This is a genomic window from Desulfobacter sp. UBA2225 (genome assembly GCF_002348205.1).
GTDB classification, from domain to species: domain Bacteria; phylum Desulfobacterota; class Desulfobacteria; order Desulfobacterales; family Desulfobacteraceae; genus Desulfobacter; species Desulfobacter postgatei.
The window spans coordinates 1-11,855 of sequence record NZ_DDYV01000319.1; the positions used below are offsets into that span (position 1 = coordinate 1).

Here is an 11,855-nt window from a genome sequence, read left to right on the forward strand (position 1 = left end):
ACAATTTAAATGCGTTTGCCCTGGCTCGGGGATGATACAATTTGATTTACAGGGTGTTTAGTGTTAATTCATTAGCATTCATCTTATTGAATTGGAAGGTTTCTTATTGAAAGACAACCAAAACAGAGTTGACACCATTCTTTGTAAACTAAAAGATAAGGGTCACAAGATAACGCCCCAGCGGCTCGCCATTATAAAAATCCTGGCGAAAAGCGTGGATCACCCCAGTGCTGAAATGATACACGAACAACTTAAAGCAAATTTTCCAACCATGAGTCTTGCAACTGTGTATAGAAATATCTGCGTTATCAAATCCTTTGGTGAAGTTCTTGAACTTGGTTTTCCCGACGGGTCCAACCGGTATGACGGGAAGAAACCCTATCCGCATCCCCATATTATCTGTACCAAGTGTGGTAAAATTGTTGACCCGGATTTGGACAGCCTGGATGAGATGAAAAACGAGGTTGCCAGGGAGACCCGTTTTAAAATATTTAATCATCGACTGGATTTTTTCGGCATTTGCAGCGACTGCCAGGCCAAAGAAGAATAAGCTCAATTCCCTTACTGTTTTGCTGTAACCCGTACAAAAATTGGCATCTGACAGCAATATTTTTATTTTGAAGCGTTTATAAAAAGTCTGTTTAAAAATTTTTATTGGTTTTTTTTTATTTTTGGATTAGAGTAGCAAATGATAATCGTTATCATTTGATATGCTTTATCATTAAAGGTGTCCCCAAATAACGTACATTATTTAAAGGAGATCTGTTATGAATGAAAAAGGAAAATGCCCGGTTACCGGTAAAAGCACAGGAGACTTCACAGCCAAGGGAAAGTCCAATCGCGACTGGTGGCCTAATCAATTAAATTTGAAAATACTTCACCAGCATGACCGGAAAAGCAATCCCATGGGGAATTCGTTTGACTATAAGGCCGCATTTAAAAGTCTTGATCTTTCAGCCGTGAAAAAGGACCTGATTGATTTAATGCGCGATTCCCAGGAGTGGTGGCCGGCAGATTACGGCCATTATGGCCCGTTGTTCATCCGGATGGCCTGGCACAGCGCCGGTACCTATCGTACCATGGATGGCCGGGGCGGCGCCGGCACGGGCAACCAGCGGCTTGCCCCGTTGAACTCCTGGCCGGATAACGTAAACCTTGATAAGGCGCGAAGACTTTTGTGGCCCGTGAAAAAGAAATACGGCAACAAAATTTCCTGGGCCGATCTCATGGTGCTGGCCGGAACCTGCGCCATTGAATCCATGGGGCTGAAACCCTTTGGATTTGCCGGCGGGCGTGAAGACGTATGGGAACCCGAGGAGGATATCTACTGGGGGGGGGAAGAGGAGTGGCTGGCCACCAGCGATAAACCCAAAAGCCGGTATTCCGGGGAACGTGATCTTGAGAATCCTTTGGCTGCCGTACAGATGGGCTTAATTTATGTAAATCCGGAAGGGCCGGACGGCAATCCGGATCCGGTTGCCTCCGGGATTGATGTGCGGGAAACCTTTGCCCGGATGGCCATGAACGACGAAGAGACCGTGGCCCTGGTGGCCGGGGGCCACACATTCGGCAAATGCCATGGCGCCGGCGATGCGGCGCTGTTGGGACCGGAACCCGAGGCGGCCCCCCTCGAAGAGATGGGGCTGGGATGGAAAAGCAGCCACGGTAGGGGCAAAGGCGGCGACACCATCGGCAGCGGTATCGAAGGCGCCTGGAAGCCCAATCCTACCCAATGGGACATGGGATATTTCAAGGTGCTGTTTAAATACGAATGGGAACTGGTCAAAAGTCCGGCCGGTGCCAACCAGTGGCTGGCAAAGGATGTTGAGGATGAAGATATGGTGGTAGATGCCCATGATCCATCCAAAAAGCATCGCCCCATGATGACCACCGCGGACCTCTCCCTGCGGTTTGATCCGATTTACGAACCCATTTCCAGGAATTTTCTTGCGAACCCGGAGGCGTTTGCCGATGCCTTTGCCCGGGCGTGGTTCAAGCTTACCCATCGCGATATGGGCCCCAAGGCCCGGTATCTTGGCCCTGATGTTCCCCAAGAGGATTTGATCTGGCAGGATCCGGTGCCCCAGGCAGACCATGAGCTTGTTGACGCCAGGGATATCGCCGAACTTAAACGAAAAATTTTGGGCACGGGACTGACTGTTTCCCAGCTGGTCTCCACGGCCTGGGCTTCTGCGTCAACCTTTCGCGGCTCGGACAAACGCGGCGGGGCGAATGGAGCACGTATCCGTTTAGCGCCCCAGAATGGATGGGCTGTGAATGAGCCGGATCAGCTTACTGCTGTACTTAATACCCTTGAAGGGGTTCAGCAGGCGTTTAACACCAGCCAGACCGGAGGGAAAAAAGTCTCCATGGCGGATCTGATTGTGCTGGGAGGATGCGCCGGTGTTGAAAAGGCAGCGGCTGATGCCGGATTTGAGGTCACGGTGCCCTTCTCCCCGGGGCGTACGGATGCCTCAGCAGCGCAGACCGATATTGACTCCTTTTCCGTACTCGAACCCGTGGCCGACGGGTTTCGCAACTATCTTAAAAAAAGATATGCGGTTCCGGCAGAGGAGTTGCTGGTGGACAAAGCCCAACTGCTGACATTGACTGCTCCGGAGATGACCGTTCTCATTGGAGGCCTGCGTGTCTTGGATACCAATTTCAAGCAGGTTCGGCACGGCATTTTAACCCAGCGTCCAGGCATTTTGACCAATGATTTTTTCGTCAATCTATTGGACATGGGGACGGTTTGGGCACCGGATACAAAAGACGATACGGTGTTTGAAGGCCGTGACCGGACAACCGGTGAACTGAAATGGACCGGTACCCGTGTGGATCTGGTGTTTGGTTCAAACTCCCAGTTGCGGGCGCTTTGTGAAGTGTATGCCGGCGCGGATGCCCAGGAAAAATTTGTAACTGATTTTATTGCGGCCTGGGATAAGGTCATGAATCTTGACCGGTTTGATCTTGCTTGACCCGTTTGATCTTGCCTGAGGCTGACAGGCAATTTTGAAACGGTGAAGACTATTCCCTCAAAAAAGGTGGTGTTTCAAGATCTCTTGGAACATCGCCTTTTTTTGTTTGATATATATAAATTCTATATTTTTATGTAATAGTTCTATATACAGAAACAAAAAGGGTTGACAAAAATCTTATAACCATCGTAGGAGTCTGGTCCAATCAGGTTTTGTTCGGCATTTTTTAGTATATTTTTAAAAAGGAGAGAAAGATGAAAAAAACTATTGTAGTTTTGGCGGCACTTGCTCTAATGATGGGTTCTGCCTATGCAGCAGAGTGGAATTTTTATGGAAGTGCCCGTATAGCTACCTTTTGGGATGATACTGACATCATTTCAGGCGATGACGGCAATACACAATATTCTGAATACCTTCAGGTGAACTCCCGTATCGGTGCAAACGTTAAAGTCTCCGAGGAACTGACCGGACGTTTTGAATATGGGGCTTCCGGTGGAAACGCCAATATTCGTTTGCTTTATGGGCAATGGGACTTTGGTGCCGGTAAATTGACCGTAGGTCAGGACTACGCGCCGATGTCCTGGCTCTGGTCCAACCAGGTCTATGGCCATGATGGTGATCTGCTGGCACAGGGTGCTCTCTATTCCCATCGCGCGGCTCAACTTCGTCTGGATTTCGATGGTTTTAAAATTGCTTTTCTTAACCCGGACACTACTGTAAACAACAACGGTGTAGGCTATGCCGGAGATGACCAAGTCATTATTCCTGCCATTGAAGTTGGTTATACCCTTGACCTTGACATGGTTGTTCTGGACTTTGGTGCCGGTTACAGTACCTTTGAGACCACTGTTGGTTCGGACGAGGAGGATGTTCATTCCTATGTTCTGGCTTTAGGCGCTCAGTTTAACACGGCGGGTTTCTTCATGAAAGGCGATGTCTACTATGGTCAAAACGCCGGTAACTTAATCTGGATTTCTGTTGACGGCGACACCGCCATAAATGACGGTTTTGCAGAAGTCTCCGGTGGAAAACTGATTGATAACGAATGCATTGGTTTGATGCTGGTTGCCGGTTATAAAATTAATGACACCTTTACCGTTGAAGCCGGTTACGGTTATAATCAAACCGACCTTGATGACAATGATGAAGATGAAGATGAATCGGCTACATATTATATTAACACCACCATCAATCTTGCCCCCGGCGTGTTCGTTGTTCCTGAAATTGGTTTCTTGGACGGTAGTGAAGACGGCGACACTGAAATTTTTTACTACGGCATGAAATGGCAGATCAACTTCTAATGATCTAATGATTTAAACGGATACGACAAAACCTGAGGGTTTCCAGACTTGATCTGCCCATAAAAATATATGCTGCAATCTTGAGAAAAAGTATTATCTCCCAAAAGTTGCGAACCCTTCCGGCGTTTTCAGCGAAGGCGGTTTTGGGAAGGAAGTGGGAAACCAGATTTCTTTAAGGACAGAGAGGAAGCGTTATCTTCAAGATATCAAGGTTAAAGCGGCCGTTGGCTGCACCAGAATCTTGCTAACTAAAGAAGATGGCGCTTTTTTATTAACAGCCTGTTGCGGGGCGTAATCAAACAATCTTGGTGTCAAAAAAATTAGGCCGCCTGCGCGTTCTTTTGCCTTGACACCGGCAGGTACAGGTTTATATGTTTTCTGGTAGGTGTGAGTTCAGCCAACTGATATGTAATCAAGGAGCGTTTATATGGTGATTGAAAAATTTCTTGAACTTAAAGAGAACTTTGAACTGGAAAAGTATGTCAGAAATATGGATTTTGATAAAAAGAACTGCTGCTCATTTTATGGATCACCCAAGAAACACCCATATGGAAAAGAGCGCGTGATTTTGGTGGCGGATCCATTTGGTGAGCACACCTTTTACTATGATTTTAAACTAAAAGATATTTTGTCAATAGAGGAGCAGGGCTGTATTACAAGTCCGGCAGGGGATTCGGTTGCCATGGTCCGCCTATGGGTAAAAAAGGGCAGCGTCGGACTGCAGTGTACCCCGTTTGCCGTGGGACAAACCATTTGAGTTGATCAAGGACTTTTACCCTTTCTAATATAAAAATACTGCCGTTGACATTTGATACAAAGAACGGCAGTATGTAGGAAAACCTTTTGAATAAAGGATTTTTCTTGTCATGACGCCATCCATTCCCAATACCATGAAAGCCCTGGTAAAGGCCCAGCCCAAAGAAGGGCTCTGGCTGCAAGATATACCGGTTCCCGGCATCAGCCACAACGACGTGCTTATTAAAATTTTAAAGACAGCCATCTGCGGCACGGATGTGCATATTTACAACTGGGATAAATGGTCCCAAAAAAATGTGCCCGTTCCCATGCACATAGGGCACGAATTTGTGGGAAAAATTGTTGCCGTCGGTTCCCATGTAAAAGATTGCAGGCCTGGGGATCTGGTTTCCGGGGAAGGCCATATTATCTGCGGCCATTGCAGGAACTGTCTTGCCGGGCGTCGGCATCTGTGTCGGGACACAAAAGGCGTGGGCGTCAACCGGCCCGGTGCCTTTGCCCAATACCTGGCTATCCCGGTGACCAATGTGTGGTTTTGTGATGAAAAAATCCCCTTGGACATTCTTGCCTGTTTTGATCCTCTGGGTAATGCTGTTCATACCGCTTTAACCTTTGACGTTCTCGGCGAAGATGTACTGATCACGGGTGCAGGGCCCATAGGATGCATGGCAGCGGCCATTGCAAAACATGCGGGTGCCAGAAATATTGTGGTAACGGACCCGAACCCTTTTCGTTTAGGTCTTGCCAAAAAGGCAGGTGCCACTCGGGTCGTGAATCCGGAAAAAGAAAACCTGGCCCAGGTTCAAAAGGAACTTGGTATGAGAGAAGGGTTTGATGTGGCCATGGAAATGTCCGGGAGCCCTGCAGCACTCGACGCCATACTGGACAACATGTTCCACGGTGGAAAAATCGCTCTTCTAGGTATTCTGCCTGAAAAAAATCCCATGGACTGGAACAAGGTTATTTTTAATATGCTCACCATCAAAGGGATATATGGACGCCAGATGTTTGAAACCTGGTATAAAATGACCGCCATGGTTCAAAGCGGCCTTGATATTTCCCCGTTGATTACCCACAGGTTCCATTACACGGAATTTCAAAAGGGATTTGATGTGATGCGGACAGGAAAATCAGGGAAAGTGATACTGGATTGGGACTAAACTACAAAGGGCCTTGATATGACAACAGAGAAATTGGACAAAAGCCTTCAAACCGAGTTGGCCGCCCTCGCTGCTGAAGGCAGGGCAAAAGCGCCAGAGAGAATTATTACGGAATATATCCCCCCAACAAACGATTCAGGTCCAAGATACCGGCTCGCAGGATCCAGCAGAGAATATANNGAGAATATATCCGGCTCAATTCAAACTCCTATCTGTCTTTATCCGCCCATCCGGCGCTTATTCAGGCGGCTGACCAAGCAACGCGTGAATTTGGTGTGGGCCCTGGTGCGGTGAGATTTATAGACGGAACATTTAGTTACCACGCTGCATTGGAAAAACGAATTGCCGAATTTGTCGGCATGCCTTGTGCAAAAATTTTTAACTCAGCCTATACCGCCAATTGTGGCCTGGCTTTGTCCATCTCCAGCTCAAAAACACACTGGATAGGGGACCAGCTCAATCACAATTCCATTATCAGGGCCATGCGTATTTCAAATATCCCTTCCGCCAACAAGGGTATTTTCAAACACAATGACATGGAAGATCTGAAGCGCTGCCTTGATGAGGTGCCCCCGGACATCGAACGCGTCGTGGTCATTTTTGACGGTATTTTTTCCATGCGTGGCGATTTTGCCCCCATTGACGAAATCCTCAACGTCTGCAAACCCTATGACGACAAATTTAAGGACGGAGTTATAACCGTTGTGGACGACTCCCACGGCATCGGTGCCTATGGCGCAACAGGCCGGGGCACCAGCGAGCATACAGGCGTCCGGCCAGACGTCATTGTCGGCACTTTCGGCAAAGCCTTCGGGGTTAACGGCGGCTTCATCGCAGCAAGTGATACCATTATTGAAGCGGTTCGACAAAAGGCAGATACATATATCTATACCAACCCTTTAAGCGTTGCAGACTGTGCCGCGGCCCTGGCCGCCATTGATATTTGTGACAGTGACCAGGGTCTGGACCTGCTGGATCATTTAGGCACAATAACCACAGTTTTTCGAGACGGTCTTAGGAATATGGCCCTTGAATCAATTGAAGGTCCTCATCCCCTGGTACCGCTCATGGTCAGGGATACCGCCAGAACCCATGATCTGGTAAATTTTCTTTACGAAAACGGTGTGCTCGTGGTGGGCTTGACCTTTCCGGTTGTTCCCAAAGGAGATGAAACCATACGGTTTCAGATCAACGCANNCCTGCCATACCCATGCGGATATTGATGATGTCCTGGGGTTGATCAAGGTTTTCGTCAACAAGGTTATACCTCAAGTACCGCAAAATGTCCGGGTTACCCGTTCTTCATCGGCCGGAGTCTGGGCATAATCGGTAAATTTCGACTGTTCAGTAAAAGGATTTTCATAAAGCGCTGTCAGCAGGTGTACCTGACTGAAATCATCTCTGGCTTCCGCATCCGCAATCGCCTTGTGAATCCGGTGATTTCTGGGAATGAAAAGGGGATTGATCCGGTTCATTTTTGCCTGAATGACGTCAGGACTATTTTCTTGAGCCAGGCGCTTCCGCCATGATTCAAGCCAGGCAGAAATAGCATCCGGCGCTTTGAAAAGTTTTTGAAATTGCGGCGTCATGGTTGAGCCGTCCGTGATTTGATCTGCCAGATAGCGAAATGTCAGGGTAAAATCTGTTTTTTGACTCTGCATGAGAGCAAGCAGTTCCCCAAGAAGGGAAAAATCCTGGTCCCCTGGTTTTTCTATTCCGATTTTTTTGAGCAAACCAACCTTTTGGGCGTGAAGAAATTCTTGTTCAAACGCAGTTAAGGCGGCATCAATCACATCCATTGCCTCTTCATCTGTTTTACCTAAAAGCGCTTGTAAAGAAATGCCAAGAGCGTGCAGATTCCACTTCATAATGGCGCCCTGGTTGGCATAACGGTATCTTCCCATGGTATCAATGGAACTGAAGACCATGTTCGGGTCATAATAATCCATAAAGGCACAAGGCCCATAATCAATGGTCTCTCCTGAAATTGAGGTGTTGTCCGTATTCATGACCCCGTGAATAAATCCAAGCTGCATCCATTTGGCCACAAGCCTGGCCTGCCTTGTGGCAACCGATGAAAAAAATTGCCTGTATTGGTCTTTTGTTTCCAAAATTTCAGGGTAATGGCGGGCAATCACGTAATCGGCAAGCTCGCCAATTGCCGCTTCATCTCCCCGGGCGGCAAAATACTCGAAACTGCCCACCCGGACAAAACCCGATGCGACCCTGGTCATAACGCCCCCCGGATGTATTCCATCCTCGCGCAGGATTCGTTCTCCTGTGGAGACGATTGCAAGGGCCCTGGTGGTGGGCACCCCTAACGCGTGCATGGCCTCACTGACAATGTACTCACGGATTACAGGCCCCAGAGGCGACTTGCCGTCCCCGCCCCGGGAAAACCGTGTTCTGCCGGAACCTTTGAGTTGAACATCAACGCGTTTACCGTCCGGGGTGATCTTTTCTCCGAGCAGAATGGCCCGGCCATCGCCAAGCTGGGGCACAAATCTGCCAAACTGATGCCCGGCATATGCCATGGCAACAGGTGTGGAATCTGCAAAAATAAGATTTCCTGCCAGACAATCTGTCAGTTCCGGCGTCTCTTGAGTAAAATTAAACCCCAGTTCACGGCCCAGTTTCCAGTTGTATTTTTGCAACACAGGGTCGTGTACGGTTTCGGGCGTAATGGGTTCATAAAATTTTTTCGGAAGCGTTGCAAAACTGTTTTTAAATCCCGCGTTAAGGGTTGACACTGCAGGTTCTTTTTCCATGTATGCGCTCCTTGTTTGGCTTTCATGAAATATTTCATTATTCATTATTAATAAAGATAATGCATGAATATGGAGAAGTCATCATTCGTGTCCGTTTCTTTATGCAGCTTTTGCTCAAAGATATCCGCATTGTCGGATTTTTCAGACCCATTATCGACCCGACTCCCAAAGGCACCAGGGACCATGATATTGATCTGGTGCTTTCCAATTTTAACATTGGGTTGCAGTATGAGGAAACCTATGCCTATACCCTGGAAGAGGCCAAGCAGATGGTCAATTCCGGCCGCCAGACAGAGATGATGGAAACTATTTTGAACAAGTTTAAGGCCCTTGAGGAAAAAAGCAGTTTTGTCCTGTGCGAGGGCACTGATTTTGCGGCCGGTTCCGAGGCCTTTGAATTTGATATCAATGCCGGGATTATAGCAGACCTGGGCTGTCCGGCGCTGGTGATCTCCAATGGATATGAAAAGGATGCCGAACAGGTGATAACATCGTGTCAGCTGGCTGTGGAAAGTCTATGCCAAAAAGGGGTGGATCTGCTGACCGGCATGGATACCTATACGGCGATCAAGGCTGTTGACCAAATTTACGGCAGGATTTCCCCGAACGATCCCCAACGCATTGCTCTGGCGTTAGGTGTTTTTGAGGCAAATGTGGATGCCGGCTCCTTAAGGCAGCGCCTGGCAGCCAGAAAGTCGGTACGCATCACCCCCTATATGTTTGAATACAGCCTTATTGAAAAAGCCAAAAAGAACCGCCAGCATATTGTGCTGCCCGAAGGCAACAGCGACAGGGTGCTTAAAGCCGCTGACATTATTTTGCGGCGGTCATTTTGCGATATCACCATTTTAGGCAGGCATGAAGCGGTTGAACGCAGGGTCAAGGAGCTGGGGCTGAACCTGTCCCAGGCCCAAATTATCCAGCCCGATGCAAGCCCCTGGCTGGACGAGTATGCCCAGAGCTATTTTGAATTGCGCAAACACAAGGGCGTGACCCTGGACATGGCCAGGGACACCATGGCTGATCCGTCGTATTTCGGCACCATGATGGTGCATAAAGGAAGTGTCGACGGCATGGTGTCAGGCTCGGTGAACACCACGGCCACACCATTCTTCCCGCATTCCAGATCATCAAAATCTTGCCCGGATCCTCCATTGTGTCGTCTGTTTTCCTCATGTGCCTCAAGGACAGGGTCCTGGTTTTTGGCGACTGTGCCGTTAACCCCAATCCCACGGCTTCCCAGCTGGCCGAAATTGCGGTGACTTCAGCCGGGACCGCTTCCATTTTTGGCATTGAACCCCGGGTGGCAATGCTCTCCTATTCCACCTGATCTTCAGGAACGGGTGCAGATCTAGAAAAGGTTATCCAGGCCACGGCCATGGCCAAGCTGCCCGACTCCCAGGTGGCCGGACGGGCCACTGTATTTATTTTTCCCGATTTGAACACCGGTAACAATACGTACAAGGCTGTCCAGCGGGCTTCGGAAAAGGCTGTGGCCATCGGCCCCATACTCCAGGGGATGAAACGGCCCATTAATGATTTAAGCAGGGATGTACCATACAGGATATTGTGAATACCGTGGCGATTACAGCCATCCAGGCACAGGCCGGGAAAAACGAAATTTAAGAAAAAAGCATTATGAATATTGCCGGACTGCAGCGCATGTGATATTTCCCTGGGATTCAAACTAACTGATTTCCATGGAGGAAATGTAAATATGGAAGAATGTCCCTGCGGAAGCAACCTTGCTTATGCCGAATGCTGCGAACCCGTCATTACCGGAACAGAGTCTGCCCGGACTGCACAACAACTGATGCGCGCCCGTTATAGCGCCTATACAAAGGTTGATACGGATTTTATTTTTAACACCACCCATCCGGATCACCGGGAGGGGTACGATCATGCCAGCACAAAATCATGGGCGCAAAATTCCGAATGGCTGGGCCTTGAAATTGTTGCAACAGAAGCCGGCTGTTCCGAAGACCAGGAAGGCACGGTTGAATTTATAGCCACTTACCGGACAAACGGCACTGTTCAAAATCATCATGAGCTTGGCCGATTTTCAAAGCAGGACAATACATGGTTGTTCACCACCGGTGAGATGGTGAAACCCAAACCTGCTGTTTCCACCAAGGTGGGCCGGAATGAACCCTGTCCGTGCGGCAGTGGGCGCAAGTACAAGAAATGCTGCGGTAAATAAAAGACATTTTTAAAGATACAAGTTCCGTAATCTGACATGGGCCCGGACCCGCTTTCCTGGAATCCGGGCTCATGTCGTTTTAAAACGTAATGATCTTGTATCCTTTTTCGATAAACGCGCCCATGGAAGGATGGTTGGCCATATCCCCAACCAGGGGAATGCCTTCCTTTTCAATGGGAGCAAGGGCGTCAAGTTTGGTTGCACAGGCCTTGCAAGCCCCGTAGATAAGGCCGGCCTCTTTGGCTTTTTTGTAAAGGGGATTTAAAAAATGTCCGGATTCCGACATGGGCCCCGCAAGTTTGACAGATTCTCCCTCCAGAACAATGAGTCCTTCCTGGCCCCGCCGTTTTAGGTCAAGTGCATTGAGAAGCACGTGGACAAAGCATAAAGGGTCTCCCCGAAATGCAAACAATACGGTTTTTTCCATGATAAACCTCCTGATTTTGAATTTTTATAACAGCCATGGGCTGACCTGACATATCAACTGCCAGGCATAGCCCACAACAAAGCTTGAAAGATGTGAGTAGTGAGTAGTGAGAAAACAGCTTGTTTCTCCCCATTCGCTCATTTGATATAAAGTATCTCTAAATTTCAAGTTGCGTATAAATAGAAGAGTCTAATCCCAACTTTTGGATAATTTGTTTTTGCAAATCCGATAATGGTTTCAATCAGGGCAAACGCATTAAAATTTT

At 48.3% G+C, this 11,855-nt stretch carries 10 protein-coding genes and 1 pseudogene; 8 read left to right on the top strand and 3 right to left on the bottom strand.

What is annotated here, in order from left to right; translation table 11 throughout:
* Nucleotides 1-106 precede the first annotated feature (106 nt).
* From B3D59_RS16540 to B3D59_RS16565, 6 genes are all read left to right on the top strand, one after another.
* On the top strand, nt 107-550 hold the full coding sequence (locus B3D59_RS16540; RefSeq protein ID WP_286822233.1) for a Fur family transcriptional regulator: 444 nt from the start codon (nt 107-109) through the stop codon (nt 548-550).
* Between the two features lie 217 nt (nt 551-767).
* Complete coding sequence (katG, locus tag B3D59_RS16545) at nt 768-2,978, top strand: catalase/peroxidase HPI (protein WP_286822234.1); 2,211 nt, start codon at nt 768-770, stop codon at nt 2,976-2,978.
* Between the two features lie 254 nt (nt 2,979-3,232).
* On the top strand, nt 3,233-4,279 hold the full coding sequence (locus B3D59_RS16550) for a hypothetical protein (RefSeq protein ID WP_286822235.1): 1,047 nt from the start codon (nt 3,233-3,235) through the stop codon (nt 4,277-4,279).
* 427 nt (nt 4,280-4,706) lie between these two features.
* Nucleotides 4,707-5,036, top strand: a complete 330-nt coding sequence (locus tag B3D59_RS16555; RefSeq protein ID WP_286822236.1) for an inorganic pyrophosphatase Ppa — start codon at nt 4,707-4,709, stop codon at nt 5,034-5,036.
* A 133-nt stretch (nt 5,037-5,169) separates the two neighbouring features.
* Complete coding sequence (tdh, locus tag B3D59_RS16560; RefSeq protein WP_349676905.1) at nt 5,170-6,195, top strand: L-threonine 3-dehydrogenase; 1,026 nt, start codon at nt 5,170-5,172, stop codon at nt 6,193-6,195.
* Between the two features lie 239 nt (nt 6,196-6,434).
* The gene (locus B3D59_RS16565) at nt 6,435-7,418 is read left to right on the top strand and encodes an aminotransferase class I/II-fold pyridoxal phosphate-dependent enzyme (RefSeq protein WP_286822244.1); all 984 of its coding nucleotides are present in this window, start codon (nt 6,435-6,437) and stop codon (nt 7,416-7,418) included.
* 45 nt (nt 7,419-7,463) lie between these two features.
* Here B3D59_RS16565 and B3D59_RS16570 read toward each other — a convergent pair whose 3' ends face one another.
* A complete protein-coding gene (locus tag B3D59_RS16570) occupies nt 7,464-8,963 on the bottom strand; it encodes a protein adenylyltransferase SelO (RefSeq protein WP_286822238.1) in 1,500 nt (499 codons plus the stop codon).
* 101 nt (nt 8,964-9,064) lie between these two features.
* Between B3D59_RS16570 and B3D59_RS16575 the strand changes: the two are divergent.
* Nucleotides 9,065-10,293: pseudogene (locus tag B3D59_RS16575) on the top strand (phosphate acyltransferase).
* Here the strand turns inward: B3D59_RS16575 and B3D59_RS18555 are convergent.
* Nucleotides 10,281-10,649, bottom strand: a complete 369-nt coding sequence (locus B3D59_RS18555; RefSeq protein WP_422653202.1) for a hypothetical protein — start codon at nt 10,647-10,649, stop codon at nt 10,281-10,283. The pseudogene B3D59_RS16575 and the gene B3D59_RS18555 sit on opposite strands and share 13 nt — an antisense overlap.
* Nucleotides 10,650-10,680: 31 nt before the next feature.
* Here B3D59_RS18555 and B3D59_RS16580 point away from each other — a divergent pair, with 31 nt between their 5' ends.
* The gene (locus tag B3D59_RS16580) at nt 10,681-11,163 is read left to right on the top strand and encodes a YchJ family protein (RefSeq protein ID WP_286822241.1); all 483 of its coding nucleotides are present in this window, start codon (nt 10,681-10,683) and stop codon (nt 11,161-11,163) included.
* A gap of 79 nt (nt 11,164-11,242) precedes the next feature.
* Here the strand turns inward: B3D59_RS16580 and B3D59_RS16585 are convergent, their stop codons facing one another.
* Nucleotides 11,243-11,590, bottom strand: a complete 348-nt coding sequence (locus B3D59_RS16585) for a cytoplasmic protein (RefSeq protein WP_286822242.1) — start codon at nt 11,588-11,590, stop codon at nt 11,243-11,245.
* Nucleotides 11,591-11,855: the final 265 nt, after the last annotated feature.

Bases quoted from the DNA above. Each gene is read 5' to 3' on its own strand.
- katG (WP_286822234.1), top strand. From the start codon at position 768: ATGAATGAAAAAGGAAAATGCCCGGTTACCGGTAAAAGCACAGGAGAC.
- B3D59_RS16550 (WP_286822235.1), top strand. From the start codon at position 3,233: ATGAAAAAAACTATTGTAGTTTTGGCGGCACTTGCTCTAATGATGGGT.
- B3D59_RS16555 (WP_286822236.1), top strand. From the start codon at position 4,707: ATGGTGATTGAAAAATTTCTTGAACTTAAAGAGAACTTTGAACTGGAA.
- tdh (WP_349676905.1), top strand. From the start codon at position 5,170: ATGAAAGCCCTGGTAAAGGCCCAGCCCAAAGAAGGGCTCTGGCTGCAA.
- B3D59_RS16570 (WP_286822238.1), bottom strand. From the start codon at position 8,963: ATGGAAAAAGAACCTGCAGTGTCAACCCTTAACGCGGGATTTAAAAAC.
- B3D59_RS16580 (WP_286822241.1), top strand. From the start codon at position 10,681: ATGGAAGAATGTCCCTGCGGAAGCAACCTTGCTTATGCCGAATGCTGC.
- B3D59_RS16585 (WP_286822242.1), bottom strand. From the start codon at position 11,590: ATGGAAAAAACCGTATTGTTTGCATTTCGGGGAGACCCTTTATGCTTT.